This window comes from Falsiroseomonas stagni DSM 19981, from assembly GCF_900114315.1.
Classification (GTDB): domain Bacteria; phylum Pseudomonadota; class Alphaproteobacteria; order Acetobacterales; family Acetobacteraceae; genus Falsiroseomonas; species Falsiroseomonas stagni.
Genome location: NZ_FOSQ01000001.1, coordinates 806,645 through 833,177, shown reverse-complemented (window position 1 = coordinate 833,177; position 26,533 = coordinate 806,645). Strand labels below are relative to the sequence as shown.

The window sequence follows — 26,533 nt, the reverse complement described above, 5'->3', positions numbered from 1 at the left end:
CGCTGATGGCGGCGACGCCAGCGCGCCGCCGCTCGTTACGAAAAACGCTCTGTCACGCCGGCAGCCCGGCCTCCACCAGTCGGCGCGCATAGGCGCGGCGCACCCCCTCATCCCGGAAGGCCTGGCGTTCGATGAAGGGCGTGACGCGGAAGTCCGGCTCCAGCGCCCGCACGCGCGCGGCCATGTGGCGCGCTTCCTCCGCGGCCCCGATCTCCATCAGCGCACCGATGCCGATGCGCAGGCCGGAGGTGTAGTTGGGATTGGCGGCGACGGAGCGTCGCGCCCAGGAGGCCGAACGCTCGAAATCCTCGGCGGCGTAATGCGCGATCGCCGCGAAGCACTGGTAGCGGAAGCGCAACGGATCCTCGGGTGACAGCGCGATGGCGCGCTCCGCCCGCCGCACGGCCTCGGTTGTCTCGCCGAGGAAGGCGTAGGTCGGGCTGCTCCACATCCAGGTCTCGGCATCGTTCGGCGCCGCGTCCAGCGCGCGGTCGAACAGCTCCACCGCCTTGTCGTAGCCCCGGTCGAGGATGGCGCGGTTGTGGCCGAGCATCGCGAGCGCGCGGGGATGCCGCCCATCCAGCGCCAGCGCCGCCTGCGCCGCTTCCTCCAGCCCCGCGCGATCCCCCTCCGGATCGTCCGACCACCCCTGGCCGAGCCGCAGGCTGTGCCAATCCGCCAGCGCCGCCAGGGTGGAGGGCGCGCCGCGGTCGAGCGCCACGGCCCGGCGCAGCAGCCCGCCCGCATCCTCGAAGGCCCGGCGTTCCAGCCGGAACACCAGCTGCCGCGCCTCCAGCAGCAGGTGATAGGCGCCGAGGTCGCCGGGCCGGGCGCGGCGGGCCTGGGCCAGCTCCGCCTCCCGCACCCGCGGCGCGATGGCCTGGGCGATGACGGAGGCGACCTCGTCCTCCGCCTCGAAGGTATCGACGCCGGCCAGGTCCCATTGGCGCTGCAGCAGCACGGTGGCGCTGGCGGCCTCCGCCAGTTCCAGCGTCACCCGCAGCCGGTCGCCCCGCTGGCGCAGGCTGCCGCTGGTGACGTAGTGCGCGCCGAGCCTTCGGGCGGCCTCCTGCACCGGCGCATCCGGCGCCAGGCCGCGCGTGGAGTTGCCGGAGATGACGATGGGCTCCCGCAGCGTGGCCAGGGCGCCGACGATGCCATCCAGCAACCCCTCCCCCACCAGGGCCAAGGCCGGGTCGGGCTGCACCTGGCGGAAGGGCAGGACGGCCACGACCGGCACGCCGCCGAAGCCCGGCACCGGCAGCAGCGCCGGCGGGCCGGCCGGCGCCGAAACCGGCGTCGCTTCCAGGATGTAGCCCCGGCGCGGCACGGTCTTGAGCATCGCCATGCCCTCCGCGCCCATCGCGCGGCGCAGTTCGACGATGCATTGCGTGATGCTGTCATCGGTGACGGTGACGTCGGACCAGACGGTGTCCAGGATCTCGTTCCGCGTCACCAGGCGGCCGCGCTGGCGCAGCAGCAGCAGCAGCAGGTCGAGAGTCTTGGGGCGGAGCGTCGTGGCCTCCCCATCGGCACGGCGAAGCACGCCCCGCTCAGTGTCGAGCGACACGCCACCGAAGCGCACGATGCCGGCAGCCGGGTCCATCCGCCTTCGCAGCCCCTCCTTGTCCTGCCCCGCGGCCACCATAGCCAGCGCCCGAAGCGCCGCCGAGTCCGTTCCCGCGCCGCAGCATTGCGCGTGTTTCGCGGAAGCTTCGGCGGCCCTTCGGCCCGGTTTCGGGACCGAAAGCCCCCGCCCCTGCTGCCCTGGCGCCGCCCGGAACCACCGGGCCTCACCAGGGAGCCACCCCGATGCGCACCACCCGCGCCTGCCTTCTCGCCGCCGCGCTGGCCCTGCCGGCCGGCGGCCACGCCCAGACCCTTCCCGTGGACCACGCCCTGCCCGCCCCGGCCGGCACCACCCGCCTGACCATGCCCGCGAGGGGCGCGGAAGGCGTGCCGATGGTCCTGGTGCTGCCGGACAGCCTCGGCGACCAGGGCCGGTCTGATGCCTATGTCGAGGCGCTGCTGGCACGCGGCCTCGCGAGCCTGGTCATCGGGCTCGATGCCGCGGGCCCGGGCGGGGATGTGCGGCAGACCGCCCGCGCCGCCGCCGTGGCACGGGACTGGGCGGCAGCGCAGCAGCCGGCGCTGAAGCCCGACCTTATCGGGCTGATCGGCTTCGGGACGGGCGCCCGCGCCGCGCTGCTGGCGGCGAATGGCGCGCCCGTTGTCGCGCTCGATCCGGGCTGCGAGGGTCTTTCCCTGCCGGCCTACAGCCCGGTGCTGCTGGTGCATGGCGCCGCGGCGTCGGACGCCGCCGCCTGCGCGGCGCTGCCGGAGCCCGCCGGCACCGCGATGCTGGCCCTGCCGGGCGCCAGCCATGCCTGGGACCTGCCGCCCGCCCTCGCCCCCGGCGGCGCGCTGGTCCCCTCGCCGAGCGGCGAGGGACGGCAGCGCGCCCGGCCAGACCTGGCGGCGACGGCGCTGGCCGCGGACGCCACGGCGGCGTGGCTGTTCCGGCAGCTGACGCCCCCGCGGGACGTGGGCCGGAGCGCGGGGCGGTGACCCCGGCCGCGCACCGTGCCGCGCTGCACCGCGCCACGCGCAGCGGGGAGTGGGAGATGGCGGAGCGCGCGACGCGCGCCCTCGCCTGGCGATGGCTGCTGCAAAGCCTCGCCCGCGCCTGGCGGCTGGCGGGGCGGGGCCGATGAGGCACCAGGATGCGCGCCGGGAAGCCCCCGCCGAAACCGATGGCTTTCCCGGCTGGCTCGTGGTCGTCGGGGCCTTCCTGGTGCTGATGGTCGGCTTCGGCGCCATCTACTCCTACGCCGCCTTCGCGGAGCAGATCGCCGACAGCTTCGGCGCGCCGCGCGGTTCGGTGGCGCTGGTCTATGCGTTGAGCGGGAGCACCTGCTTCTTCGTCAGCGCGCTGTCCGGCCGGCTGGCGGACCGAATCGGGCCGCGCGTGCCGGCGATGGTGGGGATGGGGCTGGTCGGGCTCGGCCTGATGGTGGCCGCCACGGCGCGCAGCCTGGCGGAGGTGCTGGCGGGCTACGGGCTGCTGATCGGCATCGGCACGGGCTTCGCCTATGTCCCGGCCATGGCGGCGGTGCAGGGCTGGTTCAGCACGCATCGCGGCCTGGCGTCCGGCATCGCGGCCAGTGGCATCGGCGTCGGCACCGCGCTGGTGCCGGCGGGAGCGGATGCGATGCTGGCGATCGGCGACTGGCGCGGTGCCTTCGTGGCCTTCGGCGCGGTGTCCGTGCTGGTGGGTGGCGCCGGTGCGCTGCTGCTGCGCCGCCCGCCTGGGCGGGGCCGCGGCGCCACGACGGAGGCGCTGCCCCCGGCCCGGCCCTGGGCCACGCGGCGCTTCGCGCTGGCCTATGCGGGCACGCTGCTCGTCTCCATCCCCGCCACGCTGCCGCAGGCGCTGCTGGTCGGCACGGCGCGGGACCTCGGCATCGCGTGGCATGAGGCGGTGTCGCTGCTGGGGCTGATCGGGCTCGGCACCATCGCGGGGCGTTTCCTGCTGGCGGCGCTGGCCGATGGGCTGGGGCGCAGGGCCACCTTCCTCGGCTGCTGCATGGGCATGGCGGCCAGCATGGCGGTCTGGGCCCTGGCGGAGGGCATGGCCTCGCTGCAGGTCTTCGCGCTGGTCTTCGGTGCGCTCCAGGGCGGCTTCGTCGCGCTGCTGCCGGCCTTCGCGGCGGACAGCTTCGGCAACCGCGCCCTGGGGGGCGTGATCGGGCTGATCTATACCGGCCGCGGCATCGCGCTGCTGCTGGCGCCGCCCCTGGTGGCAGCGGCGCAGGCGATGCTGGCGGGGCCGCTGCCCATCCTTCTGGTGGCGCTGCCGGGGCTGGCGGGCGCCGCGCTGCTGGCCGCCGTGCGGGCCGCGCCACGATGACCGCGCAGCCGGGCTGGCAGCCGCCCCTGCCGGGAGGAGGAGGGCGGGGCGCGGGCCCTGCCCCGCACCCCGCGCCCCGCCGGTCAGATCTCCGCGTAGCTGCCGTTGCGCCAGACGTAGAAGACGTAGTCCGGCACGGTCACGTCGCCCTTGCCGTCGAAGCCGATGTCGCCCAGCACCGTCTGCCACGGGCCGCCCGACTTCAGCAGCGCGGCGATGCGGCGCGGATCGACGCCGTTGTTGCGCGTGGCCGCCGCGGCCCAGATCTGGATGGCGGCATAGGTGTAGAGGACGTAGCCCTCCGGATCGATGTTGCGGGCGCGGAAGGCCTGCACGACGGAGGCCGCCGTCGGGCGCTTGCGCGGGTCGCTGCTGAAGGTCATCAGCGTGCCCTCGCCGGCCGCGCCGGTGATCTGCCAGAACTCGTTCGTCACCAGCGCATCGCCGCCGATCAGCGTGATGTTCAGCCCCCGCTCCTTCGCCTGGCGCAGGATCAGGCCGGATTCGGTGTGGTAGCCGCCGACATACACGACCTGGACATTCGCCTGCTGCAGGCGGGAGACGATGGCGGAATAGTCACGCTCCCCGGGCGTATAGGCGCTGAAGAGCGCTTCCGTGACGCCCGCGCCGTTCAGCGCCTTCTTCGTCTCCTCCGCCAGGCCGCGGCCATAGGCGGAATTGTCGTGCAGGATGGCGATGCGCTGGCCGCGCATGTTCTGGGCCATGTAGCGCCCGGCCACCTGGCCCTGCTGGTCGTCCCGGCCGCAGACGCGGAAGGTGTTCCAGCCGCCCTCATCCGTGAAGCGCGGGTTGGTGGAGGCGGGGCTGATCTGCAGCACGCCTTCCTCCGCATAGACCTTGCTGGCGGGGATGGAGCTGCCGGAGCAGAAATGCCCCGCCACCAGCGCCACGCGGCGCGAGGACAGCTGGTTGGCGACGGAGACCGCCTGGCGCGGGTCGCAGGCATCGTCGCCCACTTCAAGCGCGAGCTGCCGGCCCAGCACGCCGCCCGCGGCGTTGATATCGGCCACGGCCTGTTCGGCGCCGGCGCGCATCTGGCCGCCGAAGGCCGCGTACTGGCCCGTCATCGGCCCCGCCGTGGCGATGCGGATCGGGCCCGACTGCGCGATCGCGCCGCCCGTCCCCGCCAAGAATGCCGGCGCGGCCAGCGCCCCGCCCAGCATCGTCCTGCGCTTCAGCATCCCGTCTCTCCCTTGCAACGCCGGCGCCCGAGGCGCGGTCCGACAGCCTAGGCGAGCCTGACGGGGGAAGGCCAGCATCCTTCGCGGCGCCAGGCGGCACGCTCACGCACCCGGCGGGGGCTCCGCCGGCAGCAGCGCGTCGATCGCCCGCGCCAGGGCGACGTCGCGATCGGACAACCCGCCGGCGTCATGGGTGGTCAGCAGGATCTCCACGCGGTTCCACACATTGCTCCATTCGGGGTGGTGGTCCTGCTGCTCCGCCAGCAGGGCGACGCGGGCCATGAAGCCCCAGGCATCGTTGAAGTCGCGGAAGCGGAAGCGGCGCGTGATGGCGTCGCGCCCCTCCGCCATCCGCCAGGCGGGCAGGTCGGTCGCCAGGGTGGCGCGGGCTTCGAGGGACAGCTTCAGGGGCTTGGACATGCGGCGGGCTCCGGGTTCGGCTTGACGTGGGCGGCGGGGCGGGCTGGAAGGCGGCATGACCCGATTCAGCCACCCGCCGACCCTGGAAGACATCGTGGAGATGGCCGAACAGGCGTTTTCCGCCATCCCCAAGGAATTGCGCGACCTCGTCCGCGGGGCCGCCATCATGGTGGAGGATGTGGCGGATGAGGAGACGGCGGCGGAGATGGGGTTCGAAAGCCCCTGGGCGCTGACCGGCCTCTACCGTGGCGTGCCGATGACGCAGAAGAGCGTCTTCGACACGCCGTCGGAGCCCGACAGCATCACGCTGTACCGGGAGCCGATCCTGCTGGAATGGGTCGAGACCGGGGAGGACCTGTTCCGCCTGGTCCGCAACGTGCTGATCCATGAGATCGCGCATCATTTCGGCTTCTCCGACGATGACATCGACCGGCTGGAAGGCGGCGACTGAGCGTTTTCGGCGCGAAGATTAAGCCTCTCCAAGATCACGATTTTTCGCCTTTCGGCGTAACGACGCCGCGGCATTAACCGCGCCGTTACCCGCCACCCGGCAGAACCTGCCCAGCCGACATGGTCGGCATGGGGAATGGCAGGATGTCTCGCTGGGGTTCGGGTGCAGGATGCGCCGGGCCGGGCTTCGCGGCCCGGGATGATGCATCGCAAGGCGACGCATGGGGGGGCTGATCGAACAGCTCCGCGCGCTGGGCACGCTCCGCCTGGCCGCCATGGCGGGTGTCGGCCTGGCCGTGCTGGGCCTGGTGGCCTGGCTGGCGCTACGGGCAGCGGAACCGCCCATGGCGCTGCTCTACGGGGACCTCGACCCGCGCGACGCCGGGCAGGTGGTGCAGGCGCTGGATCGCGCGCGGATTCCCTATCGCCTGGCCGCCGGCGGCGCGCAGGTGATGGTGCCGGAAGCCGATGTGCCGCGCGTGCGGCTGATGCTGGCGCGCGATGGCCTGCCGGCCGGGGGATCCATCGGCTATGAGATCTTCGACCGTGGCGAGAGCCTGACCACCACCCCCTTCCAGCAGGACATCAACCGCGTCCGCGCCCTGGAAGGCGAATTGTCCCGCACCATCCGCGGCCTGTCCGGCGTGCGCACCGCGCGCGTCCATCTGGTGCTGCCGCGGCGCGAACCCTTCTCCCGCGAGCGGGGGGAGGCACAGGCCAGCGTCGTCATCGCCATGCAGGGCGCGCAGCGGCTGGACCGGGAAGGCGTGCAGGCGGTGCTGCACCTCGTCGCCGCGGCGGTGCCGGGGCTGCGGCCGCAGAACGTCTCCATCGTGGACAGCCGGGGGGAGCTGATGGCCCGCGGCGGCCAGGCGCTGACCGGCCCCGCCGCCGCCCAGACGGGAGAGGAGCTGCGCCGCGCCGCCGAACAGCGCCTGGCGCGTGGCGTGGAGGATCTGCTGGAGCGCACGCTCGGCCCCGGGCGGGTGCGGGCGGAGGCCTCGGTCGAGATGGATTTCGACCGCGTGCAGACCACCGAGGAACGCTTCGACCCCGAGAACCAGGTGCCGCGCAGCACGCAATCCACCAGCGAGAGCAGCCGCAGCGGCGAAGCGGGCAACGTCTCCGTCGCCAACCAGCTGCCGGGGGCGGAGGCGCAGGCCGGCGGCAACCAGACCCAATCCTCGCGGTCCGAGGAGACGACAAACTTCGAGATCGGCCGCACCACGCGCAACACGATGCGCGAACAGCCGGCGGTGCGGCGCCTGTCGGTCGCCGTGCTGGTGGATGGGGTTTGGGAGCCGCAGGCGAATGGCCCGCCGCAGTTCCGCGAACGGTCGGCGGAGGAATTGCAGCGCATCGCCTCCCTCGTCCGCTCCGCCGTGGGCTTCAACGAACAGCGTGGCGACCGCGTGGATGTCGTGAACCTGCGCTTCGCGGAACCGCCGCCGCTGGATGCCGCGTCGGATGGGTTCACCATCCTCGGCCAGACCATCCCGCCGGCGCTGCTCGCGCGGTTGACGGAAACCGCGATCCTGGCCCTGGTGGCGCTGGCCGCGATCCTTCTGGTGGGCCGGCCGATGGCGAGCCGCCTGACCGTGGCGCTGATGCCCCAGCCCGCGCTGGCGGGCGCGGGCGGGGGCGCGGGCGCGGGCGAAGCCGGCACCACGATCGGCCCGGATGGCACGCCCATCGCCCTTCCCGCCGGTGCCGCCGCCGCGCCTGATGGCACGCCGCTGCTGCCGGGCCAGGCCGCCAACCCCGGGGAGCCGAATGCGGAGGGCATGGTGGATGTGGCGCGGATCGAAGGGCAGATGCGCGCCTCGGCCCTCGCCGCGCTCGCGCAGCTGATCGACCAGAATACTGATGCCAGCGTGCAGGTGATCCGCCGCTGGCTGGCGCCGGAGGATGCATCGTGAGTGGTTCGCTGACCGGGCCGCAGAAGGCCGCGACCTTGATGCTGGCCCTGGGGGAGGACCAGGCGGCCAAGATCTTCGGCCGGCTGCATGAGGATGAGATCCGCGACCTGTCGCTGGCCATGGCCGCGCTCGGCAATGTGGATGCCGAGGTCGTGGAGGAGGTGGTGCGCCAGTTCCGCACCCAGCTCGGCCAGGCCGGGCACCTCGTCGGTTCCTATGAGAGCACGGAACGCCTGCTGCTGAAGACGCTGCCGAAGGAGCGCGTCATGCAGATCATGGAGGAGATCCGCGGCCCGGCGGGCCGCACCATGTGGGACAAGCTGGGCAACGTGAACGAGGCGGTGCTCGCGAACTACCTGAAGAACGAATACCCGCAGACCGTCTCCGTCGTGCTGTCCAAGGTCCGTCCCGACCATGCCGCGCGCGTCCTCGCGCTGCTGCCCGAAGGCTTCGCCATGGAAGTGGTGATGCGCATGCTGCGCATGGAAACCGTGCAGAAGGAGGCGCTGGAAGGCGTCGAGCGCACGCTGCGCATGGAGTTCATGTCCAACCTGGCGCGCGGTTCGCGCCGGGATGCGCATGAAGTCATGGCCGAGATCTTCAACAACCTCGACCGTGCCGCCGAAGGACGCATCCTGTCGGCGCTGGAGGAGCGGTCGCGCGAGAGTGCCGAGAAGATCCGCGCGCTGATGTTCACCTTCGACGACCTCCAGCGCCTGGACCAGCAGGGCATCCAGGCGCTGCTGCGTGCCGTGCCGAAGGACAAGCTGACGCTGGCGCTGAAGGGCGCGTCGGAGACGCTGCGCGACCTGTTCTTCCGCAACCTGTCCGAACGCGCTTCCAAGCTGCTGAAGGATGACCTCGCGGCGCTCGGCCCCGTCAAGCTGCGCGACGTGGATGAGGCGCAGGCGGCGATCGTCGCCATGGCGAAGGACCTGGCGGCACAGGGCCAGATCCAGATCGCCGACGGCCGCGATGACGAGATGGTGGCCTGATGCTCGCCCTTCGCCTGCCGGACCTGTCGAAGCCGCCACCCCCGCCGGCGCCACCGCCCCCGCCGCCACCGCCCGATCCCGCGCTGCTGGAGGCGATCCGCGCGGAGGCGGAGGAGGCGGGCCGCGCGATCGGCCATGCGGAAGGGCTGGCGGAGGGCCGCGCGATGCAGGCGGCGGCGCAGGAGGCCGCGATGCAGCGGGCTCTGGAGGCGATGGCGCGCGCGATGGAGCAGGCGGCGGAGGAAGGGCGGCGGGTGGCGGAGGAAACGGGCACGGCGCTGGCCTCCCTGCTGGCGCGCATGCTGGATCACCTGCTGCCGGGGGCCTGCGAACGCGCGGGGCCCGACATCGTCGCGCGGCTGATCGTGCCGCTGCTGCCCGCCATCGCCGACCGGCCGGAAGCGGTGCTGCATGTGGCGCCGACGCTGGTCGATCCGATCGCCGCGCGGATGCCGCCCGGCGGGCCCGCGGTGGTGGCGGATGCGGCGGTGGCGCCGGGCGATGCGCGGCTGGCCTGGCGGGATGGCGCGCAGCTGGTGGAACTGGCGATGCGGCGCGGGGCGGTCATTGATGCGCTGCGCGCGGCAGGGGTGTGGGATGATGAGCAGGGAGAGAGCGCATGAGCGCCGATGATGGCTTCGAGGCCGTACCCGCGACAGAGGCGCAGCAGGGCGCCGGCAATGTCGGCGGGCCGCGCGACCTGGATGCGGTCTACGACATTCCCGTGCAGGTCAGCGCCGTGCTCGGCCGCGCCACCATGCAGGTGTCGCAGCTGCTGAAGCTGGGCCGCGGCGCGGTCGTCGAACTGGACCGCAAGCTGGGCGAGGCGGTGGACATCTACGTCAACAACCGCCTGGTCGCGCGCGGGGAAGTCGTGATGGTGGACGACAACCGCCTGGGCGTGACGATGACGGAAATCGTCAAGTCGGACCGGGGCGGCTGAGGCCATGGCAAGGCTGCTGATCGTCGGTTCCCTGGAAGGGGAGCTGGGCTCCGCCGCCCGCGTCGCCATCGCGCGCGGCGCCAAGCTCGGCCATGCCGAAGGCGTCGCGGCGGGGCTGGAACGGCTGCGGGCGGAAGGCGCGGACCTCGCGCTGGTCGATCTGCGGCATGACGTGGCCTGGCTGGTCCAGGCGATGGCGGCGGAACGCATCGCCTGCCCCGTCGTCGCCTGCGGGCGGGCCGAGGATGGCGATGCGGCGGTGCGCGCGATCGAGGCGGGGGCGCGGGACTTCCTGCCGCTGCCGCCGGATGCGGACCTCATCATTGCCATGCTCCAGGCCGCCGGCGCGGCGCCGTCGCGGGACGGCCCCATCGCGCGCGACCCGGCGATGACCGCCCTGCTGGCGCGCGTCGCACAGGTGGCGCGGGCGGAGGCTTCCGTGCTGCTGACGGGGGAAAGCGGCACCGGCAAGGAGATTCTGGCGCGGCACCTGCACGCGGTGTCGAAGCGCGCGCGCGGGCCCTTCGTGGCGCTGAACTGCGCCGCCCTGCCGGAGACGCTGCTGGAGAGCGAGCTGTTCGGGCATGAGAAGGGCGCCTTCAGCGGCGCCGTCGCGATGCGCAAGGGCAAGTTCGAACAGGCGGAAGGCGGCACGCTGCTGCTCGACGAGATCGGGGAGATGGACCCGCGGCTGCAGGCCAAGATCCTCCGCGTGATCCAGGAGCGGGAGGTGGACCGGCTGGGCGGCGGGGCGCCGATCAAGGTGGATGTCAGGCTGCTGGCGGCGACGCATCGCGACCTGGCGCAGGAGGTCGCGAAAGGCCGGTTCAGGGAGGACCTGTTCTTCCGCCTCAACGTCATCGCGCTGCGCATCCCGCCGCTGCGCGAACGCCCCGCCGACATCCTGCCGCTGGCCGAGCATTTCGCCCTGCACTACGCTCGCGCCAACGGCCTGCCGGAACGCGGGCTGTCGCTGGTGGCGCGCCAGGCGCTGCTGTCCCATGCCTGGCACGGCAATGTGCGGGAGCTGGAGAACACCATCCATCGCGCGGTGCTGCTGGCGGAAGGGCATGAGATCGGGCCGGAGGCGATCGAGCTGACGCAGCGCGCGGTGGTGGAGGCCGTGGCAGTGCCCGCCGCGCCCGGCGCAGCCACCGCCGCGCCGCCCGCCAACCGCGTGGCCGCGCTGGTCGGGCGGAAGATGGAGGAGGTGGAGCGGGATCTGATCCTGGAGACGCTGTCCCACTGCCTCGGCAATCGCACCCGGGCGGCGGAAATCCTCGGCATCTCCATCCGCACGCTGCGCAACAAGCTGCAGGACTACCGGGCGGCCGGGATCGCGGTGCCAGCCGCGCCGGGCCAGGTGACGCCGCCGCTGCCGGTCGCGGTCTGACCCTTGGCAACCATCACGCTGCCTTCCTGGTTGGGGCGTGCGCGGCCTTCGGGCGATATCGCGCTGGGCCTTGGCGTCGTCATGCTGGTGGCGGTGCTGGTGGTGCCGCTGCCGACCTGGCTGCTGGATGCGGGGCTTGCCGTGTCCATCACGGCCTCGGTCCTCGTCCTCATGGTCGCGCTGTTCATGAAGCGGCCGCTGGACTTCACCAGCTTCCCGACGGTGCTGCTGCTGACGACGCTGCTGCGCCTGTCGCTGAACGTCGCCACCACCCGCGCCATCCTGACGCACGGCCATGAAGGGCCGCAGGCGGCGGGGCATGTCGTCTCCGCCTTCGGCGGCTTCCTGATGGGCGGCGACGTGCTGGTCGGCCTGATCGTCTTCGCCATCCTGCTGATCGTGAACTTCGTCGTCGTCACCAAGGGTTCCGGCCGCATCGCGGAAGTCGCGGCGCGCTTCAGCCTGGACGCCATGCCGGGCAAGCAGATGGCGATCGATGCGGACCTGTCCGCCGGCGTGATCACGGAGGAACAGGCCCGGCTGCGGCGGAAGGAGCTGGAGGAGGAAAGCGGCTTCTACGGCGCCATGGATGGTGCCGCGAAATTCGTCCGCGGCGACGCCATCGCGGGCCTCATCACCACCCTCATCAACCTGCTGGCCGGCATCGCCATCGGCACGCTGCGCCAGGGGCTGCCCTTCGGGGAGGCGGTGACGACCTTCTCCGTCCTCACGGTCGGCGATGGGCTGGTGGGGCAGATCCCGTCGCTGCTCGTTTCCATCGCGGCCGGTATCGTGGTCACCAAGGGTGGCGTCGAAGGCCGCGCGGACCAGGCGCTGGCGCTGCAGCTCGGCGGCGCCAAGCCGATGGCGATGGCGTCCGGCGCGGCGGTGCTGATGGGGCTGATGCCGGGGATGCCGCTGCTGCCCTTCCTGGCGCTGGCCGGCGCGGCGGCCTGGGGTGCCAGGGCGCAGTACCTGGCGGAGCGCGCGGCGGATGCGCGGGCGAATGCGCCGCCGCCCCCGCCGGGGGAGCCGCCGGCGAGCGATGCGCTGAAGATGGATTTGCTGCGGCTGGAACTGGGCTACGGGCTGCTCTCGCTCGCCGCCGGGGACGCGCCGCGACTGTCGGAACAGATCCGCACGCTGCGCAAGACCACGGCGCAGGAGCTGGGCTTCGTGCTGCCCAGCGTCCGCATCCAGGACAATCTGCAACTGCCGCCCGACACCTATGTGATCCGGGTGAAGGAGATCGAGGCCGGGCGCGGCGCGCTGAAGCCGCCGCTGCACCTGGCGATCGATCCCTCCGGCAATCCCCCCGCGCTGCCCGGCGAACGCGTGCAGGAACCCACATTCGGTCTTCCTGCTGCCTGGATCGAGGAGATGCGGCGTGAGGAAGCACTCGCCATGGGCTGCACCGTGGTCGATGCCGCGGGTGTGCTGGCGACGCACCTGACGGAGGTGACGCGCGAGAACATGGCGGAGATGCTGTCCTTTGCCGAGACGCAGAAGCTGATCGATGAGTTGGCGGTGGAGCACAAGCGGCTCGTCTCCGACCTCATTCCCGGCCAGGCCAGCCTCGGCACCGTGCAGCGCGTGCTGCAGGCGCTGCTGGCGGAACGCGTCTCCATCCGCGACCTGCCGACGATCCTGGAGGGGATGCAGGAAGCGGTGGCGGGCGGGGCGCGCAGCCTCGGCCCCATGCTGGCCATGGTGCGCACGCGGCTGGCGCGGCAGATCAGCGACGCCGCGCGCGGCCCCCAGGGCTACATCCCGATCATCGCCCTGGCGAATGAATGGGAACAGGCCTTCCAGGAGGCGCTGATCGGACCGGGGGAGGAGAAGCAGCTCGCCATGGCGCCATCGAAGCTCTCGGCCTTCATGGGGGCGCTGCGATCGGCCTTCGATGCGGCGAGCAATGCGGGTGAACCGGCCGTGCTGGTGTGTTCCGGCACCATCCGGGCGCATGTCCGCGCGGTCGTCGAACGCTTCCGCCCCTCCACCAGCGTGCTGGCGCATACGGAGATCCACGCCCGCGCGCGCATCCGCACGATCGGCACGGTGCAGGCCAGCCCGGCGACGGTGCAGGCATGAGGCTTCGCGTGATCCGCGCCGCGCGGATGTCGGACGCGATGGCGCAGCTGCGCGCGGAGATGGGGGAGGATGCCGTGCTGCTGTCCACCCGCCGCGTGAATGGCGGCGTGGAGATCACGGCGGCGCAGGAACAGGATGACGAACCGCTGGTGATTCCGCCGGAAGCGGCGGCGCCATCCCGCGCCATCCCCGCGGAGCTGGCACGGCACAACCTGCCGCCGGAGCTGGCGGCGCGGCTGTCGGAGGGCCGGCTGGCAGGGGCGCTGGCGCAGGTCCTGTCCTTCGCGCCGCTCCCGGGACTCGGCGCGCCGCTGCTGCTGGTGGGCCCGTCAGGGGCGGGCAAGACGCTCAGCGTGGCGAAGCTGGCGACCCGGCTGGTGATGGCGGGCACGCCGCCGCTGCTGGTGACGGCGGATGGCAGGCGGGCCGGCGCCACGGAACAGATCGCCGCCTATGCCCGGGTGCTCGGCCTGCCGCTGGCGGTGGCGAGCGGCCCGGCGGCGCTGGGCAAGGCGCTGGGGCGGCGCGCGGAGCGCCAGCCGGCATTGGTGGACATGCCGGGCTGCGACCCCTTCAGCCCGGCTTCCGCCCGCAGCCTGGCCGCGCTGCTGGCCGCCGCGCAGGGCACGCCCGTGCTGGTGCTGCCCGCTGGGATGGATGCGGAGGAGGCGGCCGAGACCGCCCATGCCTTCCGGCTGCTGGGCTGCCGGCACCTGCTGCCCACGCGCCTCGATGCCGCGCGGCGGCTGGGCGGCGTGCTGGCGGCGGCGGCGGCGGGGCTGGCGCTGACGGAGGCCGGCATCGGGCAGGATGCCGTGGGGGGGCTGGAACCCCTGACGCCGGAACGACTTGCCGCGCGCCTGGCGGCGCCGGCCAATGGGGAGAATGCGCCATGAGTGCGGCGCTGGTGACGCAGTCGGGACGAGTGCCGGGGCGGGTCATCGCCATCGCCTCCGGCAAGGGGGGCGTGGGCAAGACCTGGCTGTCCATCACGCTGGCGCAGGCGCTGGCGCAGGCGGGGCGGCGGGTGGTGCTGATGGATGCCGATCTCGGGCTCGCGAATGTCGATGTGCAACTCGGTCTGAAGGCGGGGGCGGATCTCGGCAGCGTGCTGGCGGGCACGGCGCCGGAACAGGCGGCCATCGCCCTGCCCGCCGGCTTCCATCTGTTGCCGGGACGATCGGGCACGGGGGCGCTGGCCGGGCTCACGGGCGCGGCGCTGGAGGCGGCGACCGCCCTGCCCCGGCGCCTGGCGGCGGGGTGGCAGGAGGTGGTGGTGGATATCGGCGCGGGGGTGGAGGCGCCGCAGCGCCGCCTCGCCGCGCGCGCCGACCTGCTGCTGGTGGTGGCGACCGAGGAGCCGACGAGCCTGACCGATGCCTACGCCGTGCTGAAGCTGCATGCGCAGGATGCGTCGGGGGGCGATGCGCGGCTGGTGGTGAACCTGGCCGGCAGCGCCGCCTCCGGCCAGGCCACCCATGCGACGCTCGACGCCGCCGCGCGGCGCTTCCTCGGGCGGCCGCTGCCGCTGGCGGGCATCATCCGGCGCGATGCGAAGGTGCCGGATGCGATCCGCCACCAGACGCCGCTGCTGACGCGCCATCCCGGCAGCGCGGCGGCGAGGGACGTGGCGGCGCTGGCGCGGGGGCTGGGTTAGCGGGCGTCAGCGCGTGGCGGCGATGAAGGCTTCCGCGATCGCATCCCGCCGCGCGACCCAGATGCGATCCCCCAGCCCGGCCAGATGCGCCAGCACGCGGTCCATCGCGGGGAAACGCCCGGGGCGGCCACTGATCCGCAGGTGGTAGCCGATGTTCAGCAGCCGCGGCCGGCCGGCCTCGGCCTCCGCCAGCAGCGTCTCCAGCGCATCGGCGACGTAGTCCACCATTTCCTGCGCGCGCACGAAGCCGTTGGGGTGGAAGAACTTGCTGTCGTTGCTGTCCAGCGCATAGGGCAGCACCAGCAGCGACGGGTGCTGCGGGTCGCGATAGGGCAGGTCGTCGTCGAAGGCGTTGGAGGTGTAGAGGAAGCCGCGCTCCGCCAGCAGCGCGCGCGTCCAGACGCTTTCCGACCCCCGGCAGAAGAAGCCGCGCGGCGTGGTGCCGCAGGCATCGCGGATCACCGCCATGCAGCGATCGAGGTCACGGCCCTCCGCCTCGGCCGAGGCATAGTCGGAGTGCGGCCGCCAGAGCCAGCCATGCACCGCGGCCTCATGCCCGCGCGTCGCGATCGCGGCGGCCAGGCTGGGGGATCGTTCGACGGCGCGGCCGCACATCAGGAAGGTGGCAGTGATGCCGTGCCGGTCGAGCCCATCCAGCATCCGCCACAGGCCGGCGCGCATGCCATAGGCGAAGATCTGCTCCTGCCCCATGTCGCGCGTGCCGGGGGCGACGACGCTCATGAACTCGCCCATCGGTTCGGAACGCGGGTCGCCGTCGCCGACCTGCTGCTCCGCCCCTTCCTCGAAATTCACGGCGACCGAGACGGCGAGCCGCGCGCCGTTGGGCCAGCGGAAATCCGGCCAGGTGCCGCCATAGCCAACGAGATCGCGCATCGCCATTCCTTTCCGGTTCCCGCCCGCGCGGGACCGCGCTAACTAGGGCCTGGGAAACGCCTGTCCACCCTTCAGTGGCAGGAGCGAAACGCATGTTCATTCCACGCCGCGCGGTCATCGCCGCGGCCCCGTTGCTGGCCTATCCGCTATCGTCGGAGGCCCAGGCGGTTTTCCCGACGCGCCCCTTGCGGGCCATCCTGTCCTTCCCGCCCGGTGGCGCGATCGACGCCGTGACGCGGCTGATCGCGCCCCGTGTCGGTGAATTGCTGGGCCAGCCGCTGGTGGTGGAGAACCGCGGCGGCGCGGTGGGCAGCCTGGCGGCCGGGACGGTCGCGGCCTCCCCGGCCGATGGGCACACGTTGCTGTTCGACGCATCGCAGCATGCGGCCGCGCCGTTTCTGCTGAACAATCTCTCCTTCAGCTACGACAGCTTCGCGCCGGTGACGCAATTGACCTCGGTGCCGCTGCTGCTGGCGGCGCATCCCGGGCTGCCCGCCCAGACCCTGGCGGAGTTCCTGGCGCTGGGCCGCGCCCGGGCGGCGGCGGGGCGGCCATTGACCTATGCCTCCGGCGGCAATGGTGCCTCCACCCACTATGCCGGCGTGCTGTTCCAGAACCTGGCAGGGTTCGAGGTGCTGCACGTGCCCTTCCGCGGCGGCGGCCCTGCGGTGCAGGCGCTGCTCGCCGGCACGGTGGATTTCCACATCGGCACGGCCGGCAGCACGGCGGCGATGGTGCGGGAGGGGCGGCTGCGCGGCCTGGCGGTTTCCACCGCCGCGCGTCTGCCCGCCTTCCCGGAACTGCCGACCCTGCAGGAAGGCGGGCTGGCCGGCTATGACTGGAACGAATGGGGCGGCGTCTTCGCCCCCGCCGGGACGCCCGCGCCGATGATCGACCGCCTGCACGCCGCGCTGCGGGAAGCGCTGTTCCAGCCGGTGGTGCTGGAACGGCTCTCGACCATCGGCATGGTGCCGGTGGCCAGCACGCCCAACGACTTCGCGGCCTTCGTCAGGGACCAGAAGGCGCTGACCGGCAGGCTGACGCGGGAAGCGCGGGTGACGATGGACTGAGGCGCGCGCGGGGGAGGAGGCGCGCTACGAGCGCCGGAACACGAAGAGCACGCCCGCCACCGGCACGCCCTTCTCCTCCCGCAGCACCGTCTCCTCCCGCGCCACCAGGGCCAGGCCGGCGGCGGCGGCAAGCGCCTCCACATGGCCGGCTTCGTGGCGGTAGCGCAGGCCGGTGCCGAGGGCGTAGGGCTTGTCCTCGCCACGCTCGATGCTGAAGGCGGCCAGGCCGCCGGGGTGCAGCGCGGCGGCGATCCCCCCGAGCGCCGGGCCGAGGTCACCCAGGTAGTTCAGCACATCCGCCGCCGCCACCAGGTCGAACCCCGCGCGCCGCGTCGGCAGGAAGGCCAGCAGGTCGGCCTCATGCAGCGCGTCATAGAGGCCCCGTTTCGCGGCCTCCGCCAGCATGCGCGGCGACAGGTCCAGCCCCTCCAGCCGCGCCGCCATGGGCTTGAGGGGGATGCCCGAAAGGCCGGTCCCGCAGCCGAGGTCGAGCACCCGTCCCTTGGCGAAGCCAGCCCGCACCACCAGCGCCGCCAACAGGCCGGGGGTGCGATAGCCGAGCCGCCCTTCCAGATCCTGGTCGAACCGGGGCGCGTAGAGGTCGAAGAGGTCCCGCACATAGGCGGCCGGCGCGCGGTCCGGCACCGCCTCCGCCCCCAGCGCCGCCAGCAGGAAGCGCGCCTGGCCGGCCAAGGCGGGGTCGAGGTCCGGGATCGCGAGGGCGCGGCGCGCTGCCGCCGCCGCGCCGTCCTGCCCCGCCTCCCGCAGCGCATGGGCCAGCGCGATCCAGGGCTCCGGCGTCCCGGGGGCCAGTTCCGTCGCGCGCCGCAGCGGCGCGATGGCGGCGGCGGCGTCCCCCAGGGCGCAGAGGACCTGGCCGAGGTTGCGCAGCGCCACCGGGTCTCCGGGGCGCAGCGCCAGGGCGGCGCGCAGCGCCGCGGCGGCTTCCTCCAGCCGCCCGGCCTCGGCCAGCGTGCCGCCGCGATTGGCGAGGAAGACCGGGCTTTGCGGTTGCCGTGCCAGGGCCTGGGCGGAATAGGCGAGGGCCGCCGGCAGGTCACCCCGCTGCCGCGCCGCCACGCCCAGCAGGTTCAGCGCATTCGCATCCTCCGGCCGAAGCTTGAGGACGCGGCGGTACAGGCGCTCCGCCATCGCGATATCGCCGCGCGCATGGCGGGCGGCGCCATCGCGCAGGAGTTCATCGGCCGATGCTTGCGCCAAGGCCCCGTCCCCCGCGATGCTGTGGGCACATGTTCACATCCATCCATTCGCTCGTGCGGCCTGGCCGGGACCTCCGGGTGGATTTCATCCGCGGCCTCGCGCTCTGGTTCATCTTCATTGACCACACGCCGGGCAATCTGCTGGGCCAGATGACATTGCGCAACGTGGCCTTCTGCGACGCGACCGAGGGCTTCGTCCTGCTGGCGGGCTACGCCGCCGGCATCGCCTATGGCCGGGCGATGGAGCGGGAGGGCTGGGCCCATGCCGCCGCGCGGGTCGCGGGCAGGGTCGGCACGCTCTATGTCGCGCATATCTTCCTGTTCGTGGTGTTCACCGCGCAGGTAGGCTTTTCCGCCGCGGCGCTGGACCAGGCCGCCTATCTCGACGAATTGCAGCTGGATCCCTTCGGGGCGGAGCCCTATCGCGCGATGCTGGAGGCGCTGCTGCTGCGCTACCAGCCGGCCTTCCTCGACATCCTGCCGCTCTACATCGTGGTGCTGGCGATGTTCGCCCTGGTGCTGCCGCTGATCGGCCGGCCCGGCTGGCTGCTGGCGGCATCGCTCACGCTCTATGCCGCGGCGCGGCTGCTGGATTGGGCGCCGCCGTCCTGGACGGGCTCCGGCTGGTTCTTCAACCCGCTGGCCTGGCAGCTGCTGTTCGCCATCGGCGTGGTGCTGGGGCGGGCGGACCCGCAGGCGCTGGCGCGGCGCTTTCCCTGGAACCGCTGGCTGGCCGCGCTGGCCGTGCTGCTGCTGCTGGCGACGGCGGTGCTGCTGAACCTGACCTGGCATGGCCCGGCCCGGGGATGGGAGGTGCCGGAATGGCTCGCCGCCTGGCTCTCCGATGTGGACAAGACCGGGCTGCACCCCGTGCGCGTGGCCTCCGTGCTCATCATGGCCTGGCTGGTGGCGCATTGGCTGCCGGCCGGCGCCCGCTGGCTCAACGGGCCGCCGGCCGCGCCCTTCGTGCTGATGGGGCAGCAGGGGCTGGCGGTCTTCTGCGCCGGCATCTTCCTGTCCTTCCTGGGCCGGCTGGCGCTGGAACTGGCTTCCGGCGGCTGGGTGCAGGCGGCGGTGAACCTGGCGGGGCTGGCGGCGCTGGTCGCCATCGCCGTCGTCTCCGCCTGGTATGGCGGGGATGGCAAGCGCCGGCGCGCCCCCGCCTTGCCGGCCTCCGCGCAGGGGGCTACGCCTTGAGCCCGATGGCCCGCCTGAGAGACCTGCTGCGGCCGGCGCTGGTCCTGGCCGCGATCCTGCTTCCGCCCGGCATGGCCCGCGCGGAACCGGCGGGCTGTTCCGCGCCCCCCGACGCGATGGAAGCCGCGCCCCTGCCCGGCTCCGTCGCCGCGCTGTCGCGCGGTGCGCTGCGGGTGATGGTGGTGGGCAGCGCCTCCACCCAGGGGGGCGGTACCTCCGGCCCCGCCGCCACCTGGCCGGAACGGCTGGAGAAGGTGCTGGGCACGCGGGTCGCGCCGGCCACCGTGCAGGTTTCCGTCTTCGGCGGGCGCGGCACCACGGCGGCGGACCACGCGCGCATCATCGCCGAACAGGCGCCACGGCTGCGCCCACACCTCATCATCTGGCAGCTCGGCACGGTGGAGGCTGCGCGCGGCCTGCCGCCGGACGAGATGGTGGAAGCGGTGCAGGACAGCGTCGCGAAGCTGCGCGCCAGCCGGGGCGAACGCACCGACGTCGTGCTGGTGGACCCGCAATTCAGCCGCTTCTTCCGCGCCAATGCGGATGTGGAGACCTATCGGGACCGGATGCGCCTGGCGGCCGCCGCATCGGGGGCGCAGATCTTCAGCCGCTGGACCATCATGCGGCACTGGGCGGAGACCGAGCGGCTGGACCTGGAACGGGCCCCGCGCGCCGGCCGCGTGGCGATGGCCGATGAGTTGCATGACTGCCTCGCGCGCGCCCTGACCCAGTTCATCCTCCAGGGCACGCTGCGCGGCCCCGCCTCGGCCCCCCGTGATCGCCCCCCTGGGTGAGACGCCATGACGTCCCGCTGGACCAGGGGGTGATCCCGCGCCGGGGAAGCCCAGGCCGTGGCACGCGCCGGCGGGCCATCGGACTGGCATGGAGGGGGCGACATGGCCGGGCCGCGTAGGGGCGGGGCGAAGGAACCCGGCGCCACGCCGGACGCTTCCAGGGACATGAGCGCCCATCTGCAACCCTCTGCCGCGCCTTCGAGGCCCCCTTCCGCCATGCCAGGCGCGCGCACCGATGCCGCCTTCGACCGGTGGCTGCGCCAGGAATTGTCGCGGCTGTACGATTCCGCCCTGTCGGAGCCGGTGCCGCCGGAACTGCTGCGCCTGCTGAAGGAAAGCGACGGGGGCTGATCCCGCGCTATTCCAGCGCCGCTCGCAGCGCATCCCGGGCGCGGGACAGGCGGGATCGCACGGTGCCGACCGGGATACGCAGCACGGAAGCCGCGGCGGCGTAGCCCATGCCCTCCACCACCACCAGCCACAGGGCTTCGCGCTGCGTCGGGGGCAGGCGCAGGAAGGCCGCCGCGACATCCGTCATCGCGTGCCGTTCCTCCTGCCCGCCGGAGACGGGGATCGCCCGGCCGGCCTCGTCATCCAGGGGCGCGAAGCGGCGCAGGCGCCGCAGTTCGGCGTTGCGGGCATTGCGGAGGATGACGAAGAGCCAGGCGCGGAGGTTGGTGCCGGGCGTGAACTGGCTTCGGGCGGCGATAGCGCGCAGCACCGTTTCCTGCACCAGATCGTCCGCCGCCTCCGCCGGCCGGATCAGGACGCGCGCGAAGCGCCGCAGGCGGGGGATCTCCGCCGCAACCGCCGCGGCGAAGACATCGGGCGCCGCCTCACGCTCCTGTTCACCCACAGCCACTCGCCCCAGCCTCCTCGGTCCGCGGGGTCAACGCGGAACGAGGGCGGAAGGGCCATCAACGGATGCGTGCGATGGAACAACGTTTTGTCACCGCAAACCGAATCAAGGCGTAACGTCAGAACAGACCGTCGATCCGGCCCTCGGCATCCAGGCCGATCGTCTCCGCCGCCGGGCGGCGGGGCAGGCCGGGCATGGTCATGATCTCCCCGCACACCGCCACGACGAAGCCGGCGCCGGCGGAAAGCCGTACGTCGCGCACCGGCAGCACATGGCCGGATGGCGCGCCGAGCGCGGTGGGGTCGGCGCTGAAGGAATACTGGGTCTTGGCCACGCAGACCGGCAGGTGGCCGAAGCCCTCCGCCTCCCACCGCGCCAGTTTCTGCAGCACCGCCGCGGGGAAGGAGACGTCGGCGGCGCGATAGATCTCCCGCGCAATCGTCCGCAGCTTGTCGGCCAGCGGCATGGCATCAGGGTAGAGCGGCTGGAAGCGCGCGGCGCCGGCAGCGATGCGCGCCTGCACGGCGCGCGCGAGGTCCTGCGCGCCGGCCGCGCCATCGCCCCAATGGGTGCAGAGGATCGCCTGGGTGTCGAGCCGCGCCATGGCGGCGCGGATGGCCTCCACCTCCGCCGCCGTGTCGCTGGTGAAGCGGTTCAGCGCGACGACGACGGGGACGCCGAATTTGTGCACATTCTCGACATGGCGGGCCAGGTTCACCACGCCGCGCTCGACGGCCGCCACATCCTCCCGCCCCAGGTCGGACTTCGCCACGCCGCCATGCATCTTCAGCGCCCGGACGGTGGCGACGATGACGCAGCAGGCGGGGCTGAGGCCGGCCATGCGCGCCTTGATGTCGAAGAACTTCTCCGCGCCGAGATCCGCGCCGAAGCCCGCTTCCGTGACGACGACGTCGGACAGGCCGAGGCCGAGGCGAGTCGCGACCAGGCTGTTGCAGCCATGCGCGATGTTCGCGAAGGGCCCGCCATGCACCAGGGCGGGCGAACCCTCGATGGTCTGCACGAGGTTCGGCGACAGCGCATCGCGCAGCAGCGCCGCCATGGCGCCATCCGCCTTCACGTCGCGCGCCGTCACCGCCGTGCCGTCGCGGCGCCGCCCGACGATCATGCGGCCGAGGCGGTCCTGGAGGTCCTGGAGGTCCTTCGCGAGGCAGAAGACGGCCATGACCTCACTGGCCACGGTGATGTCGAAGCCATCCTCCCGCACCACGCCCTGGCTGGCGCCGCCCATGCCGACGACGCAGTCGCGGAGGTTGCGGTCATTCATGTCCATCGCGCGGCGCCAGGTGATGCGGCGCGGGTCGAGGCCGAGTTCGTTCCCCCAATAGAGGTGGTTGTCCACCATGGCGGAGAGCAGGTTGTTGGCACTGGTGATGGCGTGGAAGTCACCGGTGAAATGAAGGTTGATGTCCTCCATCGGCAGCACCTGGGCATAGCCGCCGCCGGTCGCGCCGCCCTTGACGCCGAAACAGGGGCCGAGCGAGGGCTCCCGCAGGCAGATCATCGTCCGGGTGCCGAGGCTGTTCAGCGCATCGCCGAGACCGACCGTGGTGGTGGTCTTGCCCTCCCCCGCCGGGGTCGGGCTGATGCCGGTGACGAGGACCAGCGCCCCGGGAGGCCGGGCGGAGGCTTCGGCCACGAAGGCCGTGCCGATCTTCGCCTTGTACTTGCCATAGGGTTCCAGCGCGTCGTCGGGGATGCCGGCGCGGGCGGCGATGTCCTGGATCGGGCGCAGCGTCGCCTTGCGGGCGATCTCGAGGTCAGAGGCCATGGTCTGGCGATTCCCCCTGGGGTGGCGACCCGCGCGTGATGACGCGAGTGTGGATTGGCGGCAAGACGGCGACGGACCATCTGGGGGCGATGTCCAGCCCCTGCATCGATGTCTGCCACCATGACGACGAAACCGGCTTCTGCCTGGGCTGCGGCATGACGCGCAAGGACTGCAAGCACTGGAAGCGGGAGAAGGAGCAGCGGCCGGCCATCCGCGCCGCCCTGCCCGGCCGCCTGTCCCTGCTGGCGGCAGCGGGCAACCCCGTGGGGGAAGCGGCGCGGAAGAAGAAGCGCAGGTAGATCAGCGATCGACGACGATCAGGTCCTGGAAGCCTGCCGTCAGGCGTTCGCCGCCGCCGGGGCGGGCCACCACCACATCCTCCGTCCGTGCGCTGAAGCTGGTGGGCTGCAGGATGCTGGGCTCCACCGTGAACATCATGCCCTCCCGCAGCACGGTCGTGTCGCCCTTGGTCAGGAAGGGCGGTTCATGCACGTCCCAGCCGATGCCATGGCCCAGGCGGTGGCGGAAATTGGGACCGTAGCCCGCATCCTCGATCACCTGGCGGGCGATGGCATCCACCTGTTCGCAGGTGGCCTCCCCCACCTTCAGCGCCGCGATGCCGGCGCGCTGCGCGGCGATCACCAGCGCATGCACCTTGATCTGCTCGGCGGAGGGTTCACCGAAATGCACGGTGCGCCCGTAATCGTAGCAGAGCCCGCCATGGGAGGCGCCGAAATCGAACAGCACGGAGACCGGTGATTCGATCTTCCGCTTCCAGGAATCGAGCCGCCTTCCCAGCATCAGCGGGTGGTTCGGCCCGCTGTTGTAGAGCGTGGTGGTGAAGGTGGGGCCGAGGCTGTCCTGCCGCTTCATCTGGTAGTCGATCTCGGCGACGACATCGAGCTCCGTCATGCCGAAGCGGAGCTTCGGCAGCATCGCCGCGAAGGCGGCTTCCGTCCGCCGCCCGGCCTCCCGCATCAGCGCGATCTCTTCATCCGACTTGATGAGGCGGAGTTCGCGGATGATGGCGGTGGCGGAGCAGAAGACGGCATCCGGCAGCAGTTGCTGGATGTGCACGACGCTGTCGGCATGGGCGCGGTCGCTGACGGCGATGCGCGGTTTCGCGGGCAGCCTGAAGCGGTCGATCAGTTCCCGCACCAGGGCCGCCGGATCGTCCCAGTCGCCCAGCACGCGTAGCTCCGTGCCGGGCGGCGCGCCGCGGCCGCCGAATTCCGCCGTCATCCGCGGCAGGGCGAGCACCGGCGGATGGCCCGGCGCCACCCAGGCGCCTTCCAGCCAGTCGCCGGGATGCAAGGTCACGCCGTACTTCGGAATGTCCCGGGCGATGCCGAAAAGGTAGTGGAGGTCCGTGCTCAGCGGGATGAAGGCAAGGTCCGCGCGGCCGCCCAGCAAGTCCTGGAAGGCGGCGACACGCTCCGCGGCGATGGGCATGCGCTCAATCCACCGTGGCGCCGGAGGCGATGACGAGCGGCCGCCAGGTCTCGACCTCCTGCGCCACGAAGGCCTGCGCCTCCGCGCCGAAGCGCGTGCCGGGATCGATCGCGAGCTGGCGGTAGCGTTCGACGATCTGCGGCAGTGCCAGCACTTCCTTCAGCACCGCGGCGAAGCGTTCCTGGACGGGCCGCGGCGTGGCGGCGGGCATGGCCATGCCGGCCCAGCCTTCCGCCACCAGGCCGGGGAAGCCGTGCTCCACGAAGGTCGGCATGTCCGGGAAGAGGGGCTGGCGCGTCGGGCCGGTGATGCCGATGCCCTTGATCTGGCCGTTGCGCATCAGGCCGACGGAAGACGCGATGCCATCCAGCGTGACGGGCACGACACCGGCCACCACGTCATTCACCGCCTGCGCGCCGCCGCGATAGGGTATGTGCTGCATCTCGATATTGGCCGCCTGGCAGTAGCGCAGCATGAAGAGATGCGGCAGCGACCCGACGCCGGAGGTGGCATAGGCGATGCCCGGCCGGGCGCGGGCGGCCGCCGCCAACTCACCGGGATTGGCGAAGGGCGCGGCGTTGTTGGCCATCAGCGCGTAGTAGCCGGACTGGATCATGCCGACATGGGCGAAGCTGCGGACCGGGTCCCAGGTGATGCGGCCGCGATAGAGCGTGCTGCCGACGGAGAAGGCGCTGATCGCGGAGAGCAGCACCGTATAGCCATCCGGCGCCGCATCGGCGACGACGCCGGTGCCCAGCGTGGCGCCGGCGCCGGGCCGGTTCTCCAGCACGAAGGGCTGGCCGAGGCGGGGCGCCATCTGTTCCGTCAGCAGCCGGGCCAGCACATCCGTCGACCCGCCGGGGCCGAAGGGCACCACCAGGCGGATGGGGCGGTTGGGCCAGGGCGCCTGGGCCAGCGCCGGGATGGGCAGAACGGGGGCGGCGAGGAGGGCACCGCCGGTACCCAGCAGGGCACGGCGGGAAAGCGTGGCGTGATCGATGTCGGTCATGGCAGGTCCCTGTCGGATGGCGGTGCTGCCGCGCGGCGTGTGCGTTTCCGTATCGTGAACACTGCATCATGATGCGAACATCTTCGCAAGCCGGCCCCGCCGCCCCGCGGCGGCCTTTTCCGGGCCTGTGGCGCGCGCCATGCTGCGCGCAACAACCATACGGGAGAGACCGCCATGAACCGCCGCTCGCTGCTGGCCACCCTGGCCGCCACGCCGCTGCTGCCGGGCATCGCCCGCGCCCAGGGGGGCACGCAGCCCCCGGAATGGCCCACGCGTCCCGTGACCGTCGTCGTCCCCTTCGTCGCCGGCGGGCCGTCCGACATCGTCGCGCGGTCCATCGCCAACCGCATGGGCCAGACCATCGGCCAGCCCGTGGTGGCGGAAAACCGCCCGGGAGCCAATGGCGAAGTCGCGGCACGGCAGGTGGTGCGCGCGGCGCCGGACGGCCACACGCTGTTCGTCGGCTCCATCGGCGTCTTCGCCATCAACACGGCGCTGCGGCCGAATCTCGGCTACGATCCGATCCGGGAACTCACGCCCATCACGATGGCCGTCACCACGCCGAATGTCCTGGTGGTGAATGCGGAGCGTGTGCCGGTGCGGACGCTGCCGGAACTGGTGGCCTGGCTGCGCGCGAATGTGGGGCGGACGAGCTACTCGACCTCGGGCGTCGGCTCCTCCGACCATCTGACGATGGAATTGTTCAAGCAGCGCACGGGCACGGATCCCGTCCATGTGCCCTACCAGGGCGGCGCCGCGGCGGCGACCGACCTGATCGCCGGCAATGTGCAACTCTCCTTCCAGAATCTCGGCACCGTCGCCGCGCATATCCAGGGCGGGCGGCTGCGCGCGATCTGCGTGACCAGCGAGGCACGCAACCGCATCCTGCCCGATGTGCCGACGGCGGCGGAGGCCGGCCTCTCCGATTTCGTCGTCACGTCGTGGCAGGCGGTGATGGCCCCCGCGGCGATGCCGGAGGCGCTGCTGGCGCGCGTGCATGGCGCGGTGGTGGAGGCGCTGAAGCATCCCGAGAATATCCAGCGGCTGAACGCGATCGGCTTCGACGTGGTTGGCAACTCCCCTGCTGAATACAGAAGCTTCCAACAGGCGGAGATCGAACGCTGGCGCCAGGTGGTGCGCGTGGCCAGTATCCGCGCGGAGTGATCGTCAGCCGCGCATGACATGAATCAAGGATCGATGGGGAAGCCCCGCCGATAACCTCCGTGGTGGCCGCGCTTGGGGCGCGCGCCACGGAGCAGAGGCAAGGCT

The 26,533-nt window shown here is 72.5% G+C and carries 27 protein-coding genes; 18 read left to right on the top strand and 9 right to left on the bottom strand.

The window, feature by feature from the left end; translation table 11 throughout:
* Positions 1–52 precede the first annotated feature (52 nt).
* Positions 53–1,606 carry a winged helix-turn-helix domain-containing protein gene (locus tag BM041_RS03910; RefSeq protein WP_175533714.1) on the bottom strand — a complete coding sequence of 518 codons (1,554 nt, stop codon included), beginning with the start codon at positions 1,604–1,606 and terminating at the stop codon, positions 53–55.
* A 206-nt stretch (positions 1,607–1,812) separates the two neighbouring features.
* Between BM041_RS03910 and BM041_RS03905 the strand changes: the two genes are divergently transcribed.
* Genes BM041_RS03905 through BM041_RS03900 form a run of 3 tightly spaced genes read left to right on the top strand, consistent with a single transcriptional unit; the run spans position 1,813 to position 3,910 of the window.
* On the top strand, positions 1,813–2,568 hold the full coding sequence (locus BM041_RS03905) for a dienelactone hydrolase family protein (protein WP_092955715.1): 756 nt from the start codon (positions 1,813–1,815) through the stop codon (positions 2,566–2,568).
* Entirely contained in the window at positions 2,565–2,714 is a 150-nt protein-coding gene (locus tag BM041_RS30425) for a hypothetical protein (RefSeq protein ID WP_175533713.1), read from the top strand. The genes BM041_RS03905 and BM041_RS30425 overlap by 4 nt, the downstream gene beginning before the upstream one ends.
* Positions 2,711–3,910 carry an MFS transporter gene (locus BM041_RS03900; RefSeq protein WP_175533712.1) on the top strand — a complete coding sequence of 400 codons (1,200 nt, stop codon included), beginning with the start codon at positions 2,711–2,713 and terminating at the stop codon, positions 3,908–3,910. Before BM041_RS30425 ends, BM041_RS03900 begins: the two co-directional genes overlap by 4 nt.
* Positions 3,911–3,993: 83 nt before the next feature.
* Here BM041_RS03900 and BM041_RS03895 read toward each other — a convergent pair whose 3' ends face one another.
* Both BM041_RS03895 and BM041_RS03890 read right to left on the bottom strand, forming a co-directional pair.
* Positions 3,994–5,112 carry a branched-chain amino acid ABC transporter substrate-binding protein gene (locus BM041_RS03895; RefSeq protein WP_092955709.1) on the bottom strand — a complete coding sequence of 373 codons (1,119 nt, stop codon included), beginning with the start codon at positions 5,110–5,112 and terminating at the stop codon, positions 3,994–3,996.
* A gap of 102 nt (positions 5,113–5,214) precedes the next feature.
* Complete coding sequence (locus tag BM041_RS03890; RefSeq protein ID WP_092955706.1) at positions 5,215–5,532, bottom strand: 4a-hydroxytetrahydrobiopterin dehydratase; 318 nt, start codon at positions 5,530–5,532, stop codon at positions 5,215–5,217.
* 55 nt (positions 5,533–5,587) lie between these two features.
* On the opposite strand from BM041_RS03890, the gene BM041_RS03885 reads away from it, so the two are divergent.
* The 9 genes from BM041_RS03885 (at position 5,588) to BM041_RS03845 (ending at position 14,980) form a co-directional block, all read left to right on the top strand.
* The gene (locus tag BM041_RS03885) at positions 5,588–5,983 is read left to right on the top strand and encodes a metallopeptidase family protein (RefSeq protein ID WP_092955703.1); all 396 of its coding nucleotides are present in this window, start codon (positions 5,588–5,590) and stop codon (positions 5,981–5,983) included.
* Positions 5,984–6,203: 220 nt separating this feature from the next.
* Complete coding sequence (fliF, locus tag BM041_RS03880; RefSeq protein WP_092955700.1) at positions 6,204–7,901, top strand: flagellar basal-body MS-ring/collar protein FliF; 1,698 nt, start codon at positions 6,204–6,206, stop codon at positions 7,899–7,901.
* Positions 7,898–8,896, top strand: a complete 999-nt coding sequence (gene fliG / locus BM041_RS03875; protein WP_281244496.1) for a flagellar motor switch protein FliG — start codon at positions 7,898–7,900, stop codon at positions 8,894–8,896. Before fliF ends, fliG begins: the two co-directional genes overlap by 4 nt.
* Positions 8,896–9,519, top strand: a complete 624-nt coding sequence (locus tag BM041_RS30420; protein ID WP_175533711.1) for a hypothetical protein — start codon at positions 8,896–8,898, stop codon at positions 9,517–9,519. Before fliG ends, BM041_RS30420 begins: the two co-directional genes overlap by 1 nt.
* Positions 9,516–9,839: a flagellar motor switch protein FliN gene (gene fliN / locus BM041_RS03865; protein ID WP_226381979.1), complete on the top strand. Its 324-nt coding sequence runs from the start codon at positions 9,516–9,518 to the stop codon at positions 9,837–9,839. The genes BM041_RS30420 and fliN overlap by 4 nt, the downstream gene beginning before the upstream one ends.
* Positions 9,840–9,843: 4 nt before the next feature.
* The gene (locus tag BM041_RS03860; protein WP_092955696.1) at positions 9,844–11,232 is read left to right on the top strand and encodes a sigma-54-dependent transcriptional regulator; all 1,389 of its coding nucleotides are present in this window, start codon (positions 9,844–9,846) and stop codon (positions 11,230–11,232) included.
* A 3-nt stretch (positions 11,233–11,235) separates the two neighbouring features.
* A complete protein-coding gene (flhA, locus tag BM041_RS03855; protein ID WP_245761914.1) occupies positions 11,236–13,323 on the top strand; it encodes a flagellar biosynthesis protein FlhA in 2,088 nt (695 codons plus the stop codon).
* A complete protein-coding gene (locus BM041_RS03850) occupies positions 13,320–14,219 on the top strand; it encodes a flagellar biosynthesis protein FlhF (RefSeq protein WP_092955690.1) in 900 nt (299 codons plus the stop codon). The genes flhA and BM041_RS03850 overlap by 4 nt, the downstream gene beginning before the upstream one ends.
* Positions 14,216–14,980, top strand: coding sequence for a nucleotide-binding protein (locus BM041_RS03845; RefSeq protein ID WP_092955687.1), 765 nt, complete (start codon positions 14,216–14,218; stop codon positions 14,978–14,980). The genes BM041_RS03850 and BM041_RS03845 overlap by 4 nt, the downstream gene beginning before the upstream one ends.
* A 6-nt stretch (positions 14,981–14,986) precedes the next feature.
* Here BM041_RS03845 and BM041_RS03840 read toward each other — a convergent pair whose 3' ends face one another.
* Positions 14,987–15,874 (bottom strand): polysaccharide deacetylase family protein, encoded by an 888-nt coding sequence (locus BM041_RS03840; protein WP_217648604.1) that lies wholly within the window; start codon positions 15,872–15,874, stop codon positions 14,987–14,989.
* A gap of 92 nt (positions 15,875–15,966) precedes the next feature.
* Here BM041_RS03840 and BM041_RS03835 point away from each other — a divergent pair, with 92 nt between their 5' ends.
* Positions 15,967–16,944, top strand: coding sequence for a Bug family tripartite tricarboxylate transporter substrate binding protein (locus tag BM041_RS03835; RefSeq protein ID WP_092955680.1), 978 nt, complete (start codon positions 15,967–15,969; stop codon positions 16,942–16,944).
* A gap of 24 nt (positions 16,945–16,968) precedes the next feature.
* Here the strand turns inward: BM041_RS03835 and BM041_RS03830 are convergent, their stop codons facing one another.
* Positions 16,969–18,165, bottom strand: coding sequence for a tetratricopeptide repeat protein (locus BM041_RS03830; protein WP_245761913.1), 1,197 nt, complete (start codon positions 18,163–18,165; stop codon positions 16,969–16,971).
* A 29-nt stretch (positions 18,166–18,194) separates the two neighbouring features.
* Here BM041_RS03830 and BM041_RS03825 point away from each other — a divergent pair, with 29 nt between their 5' ends.
* From BM041_RS03825 to BM041_RS31745, 3 genes are all read left to right on the top strand, one after another.
* Complete coding sequence (locus BM041_RS03825; protein WP_175533710.1) at positions 18,195–19,361, top strand: OpgC family protein; 1,167 nt, start codon at positions 18,195–18,197, stop codon at positions 19,359–19,361.
* Positions 19,362–19,366: 5 nt separating this feature from the next.
* Entirely contained in the window at positions 19,367–20,155 is a 789-nt protein-coding gene (locus BM041_RS03820; protein WP_092955671.1) for an SGNH/GDSL hydrolase family protein, read from the top strand.
* Between the two features lie 216 nt (positions 20,156–20,371).
* The gene (locus BM041_RS31745; protein ID WP_281244495.1) at positions 20,372–20,506 is read left to right on the top strand and encodes a hypothetical protein; all 135 of its coding nucleotides are present in this window, start codon (positions 20,372–20,374) and stop codon (positions 20,504–20,506) included.
* A 7-nt stretch (positions 20,507–20,513) separates the two neighbouring features.
* Here BM041_RS31745 and BM041_RS03815 read toward each other — a convergent pair whose 3' ends face one another.
* Both BM041_RS03815 and BM041_RS03810 read right to left on the bottom strand, forming a co-directional pair.
* Positions 20,514–21,017 (bottom strand): RNA polymerase sigma factor, encoded by a 504-nt coding sequence (locus BM041_RS03815; RefSeq protein ID WP_245761912.1) that lies wholly within the window; start codon positions 21,015–21,017, stop codon positions 20,514–20,516.
* A 115-nt stretch (positions 21,018–21,132) separates the two neighbouring features.
* Positions 21,133–22,803: a formate--tetrahydrofolate ligase gene (locus BM041_RS03810; protein ID WP_092955666.1), complete on the bottom strand. Its 1,671-nt coding sequence runs from the start codon at positions 22,801–22,803 to the stop codon at positions 21,133–21,135.
* Positions 22,804–22,841: 38 nt separating this feature from the next.
* Between BM041_RS03810 and BM041_RS03805 the strand changes: the two genes are divergently transcribed.
* Positions 22,842–23,102: a DUF1289 domain-containing protein gene (locus BM041_RS03805; protein WP_139225977.1), complete on the top strand. Its 261-nt coding sequence runs from the start codon at positions 22,842–22,844 to the stop codon at positions 23,100–23,102.
* 1 nt (position 23,103) lies between these two features.
* Here BM041_RS03805 and BM041_RS03800 read toward each other — a convergent pair whose 3' ends face one another.
* Positions 23,104–24,255 carry a M24 family metallopeptidase gene (locus BM041_RS03800; RefSeq protein ID WP_092955663.1) on the bottom strand — a complete coding sequence of 384 codons (1,152 nt, stop codon included), beginning with the start codon at positions 24,253–24,255 and terminating at the stop codon, positions 23,104–23,106.
* A gap of 4 nt (positions 24,256–24,259) precedes the next feature.
* Complete coding sequence (locus tag BM041_RS03795) at positions 24,260–25,264, bottom strand: Bug family tripartite tricarboxylate transporter substrate binding protein (protein ID WP_092955661.1); 1,005 nt, start codon at positions 25,262–25,264, stop codon at positions 24,260–24,262.
* A gap of 174 nt (positions 25,265–25,438) precedes the next feature.
* Here BM041_RS03795 and BM041_RS03790 point away from each other — a divergent pair, with 174 nt between their 5' ends.
* Positions 25,439–26,428 (top strand): Bug family tripartite tricarboxylate transporter substrate binding protein, encoded by a 990-nt coding sequence (locus tag BM041_RS03790; protein WP_092955658.1) that lies wholly within the window; start codon positions 25,439–25,441, stop codon positions 26,426–26,428.
* Positions 26,429–26,533 lie beyond the last annotated feature (105 nt).

What these genes read in the sequence shown, in the direction of transcription:
- BM041_RS03790 (WP_092955658.1), top strand. Translation starts at nt 25,439, where the DNA reads ATGAACCGCCGCTCGCTGCTGGCCACCCTGGCCGCCACGCCGCTGCTG.
- fliF (WP_092955700.1), top strand. Translation starts at nt 6,204, where the DNA reads ATGGGGGGGCTGATCGAACAGCTCCGCGCGCTGGGCACGCTCCGCCTG.
- fliN (WP_226381979.1), top strand. Translation starts at nt 9,516, where the DNA reads ATGAGCGCCGATGATGGCTTCGAGGCCGTACCCGCGACAGAGGCGCAG.
- BM041_RS03890 (WP_092955706.1), bottom strand. Translation starts at nt 5,532, where the DNA reads ATGTCCAAGCCCCTGAAGCTGTCCCTCGAAGCCCGCGCCACCCTGGCG.
- BM041_RS03895 (WP_092955709.1), bottom strand. Translation starts at nt 5,112, where the DNA reads ATGCTGAAGCGCAGGACGATGCTGGGCGGGGCGCTGGCCGCGCCGGCA.
- BM041_RS03820 (WP_092955671.1), top strand. Translation starts at nt 19,367, where the DNA reads ATGGCCCGCCTGAGAGACCTGCTGCGGCCGGCGCTGGTCCTGGCCGCG.
- BM041_RS03835 (WP_092955680.1), top strand. Translation starts at nt 15,967, where the DNA reads ATGTTCATTCCACGCCGCGCGGTCATCGCCGCGGCCCCGTTGCTGGCC.
- BM041_RS03795 (WP_092955661.1), bottom strand. Translation starts at nt 25,264, where the DNA reads ATGACCGACATCGATCACGCCACGCTTTCCCGCCGTGCCCTGCTGGGT.
- BM041_RS03910 (WP_175533714.1), bottom strand. Translation starts at nt 1,606, where the DNA reads ATGGACCCGGCTGCCGGCATCGTGCGCTTCGGTGGCGTGTCGCTCGAC.
- BM041_RS03825 (WP_175533710.1), top strand. Translation starts at nt 18,195, where the DNA reads ATGTTCACATCCATCCATTCGCTCGTGCGGCCTGGCCGGGACCTCCGG.
- BM041_RS03810 (WP_092955666.1), bottom strand. Translation starts at nt 22,803, where the DNA reads ATGGCCTCTGACCTCGAGATCGCCCGCAAGGCGACGCTGCGCCCGATC.
- BM041_RS03840 (WP_217648604.1), bottom strand. Translation starts at nt 15,874, where the DNA reads ATGCGCGATCTCGTTGGCTATGGCGGCACCTGGCCGGATTTCCGCTGG.
- BM041_RS30420 (WP_175533711.1), top strand. Translation starts at nt 8,896, where the DNA reads ATGCTCGCCCTTCGCCTGCCGGACCTGTCGAAGCCGCCACCCCCGCCG.
- BM041_RS03800 (WP_092955663.1), bottom strand. Translation starts at nt 24,255, where the DNA reads ATGCCCATCGCCGCGGAGCGTGTCGCCGCCTTCCAGGACTTGCTGGGC.
- BM041_RS03905 (WP_092955715.1), top strand. Translation starts at nt 1,813, where the DNA reads ATGCGCACCACCCGCGCCTGCCTTCTCGCCGCCGCGCTGGCCCTGCCG.
- BM041_RS03860 (WP_092955696.1), top strand. Translation starts at nt 9,844, where the DNA reads ATGGCAAGGCTGCTGATCGTCGGTTCCCTGGAAGGGGAGCTGGGCTCC.
- BM041_RS03885 (WP_092955703.1), top strand. Translation starts at nt 5,588, where the DNA reads ATGACCCGATTCAGCCACCCGCCGACCCTGGAAGACATCGTGGAGATG.
- BM041_RS03805 (WP_139225977.1), top strand. Translation starts at nt 22,842, where the DNA reads ATGACGCGAGTGTGGATTGGCGGCAAGACGGCGACGGACCATCTGGGG.
- BM041_RS03900 (WP_175533712.1), top strand. Translation starts at nt 2,711, where the DNA reads ATGAGGCACCAGGATGCGCGCCGGGAAGCCCCCGCCGAAACCGATGGC.
- BM041_RS03845 (WP_092955687.1), top strand. Translation starts at nt 14,216, where the DNA reads ATGAGTGCGGCGCTGGTGACGCAGTCGGGACGAGTGCCGGGGCGGGTC.
- BM041_RS31745 (WP_281244495.1), top strand. Translation starts at nt 20,372, where the DNA reads ATGCCAGGCGCGCGCACCGATGCCGCCTTCGACCGGTGGCTGCGCCAG.
- BM041_RS03850 (WP_092955690.1), top strand. Translation starts at nt 13,320, where the DNA reads ATGAGGCTTCGCGTGATCCGCGCCGCGCGGATGTCGGACGCGATGGCG.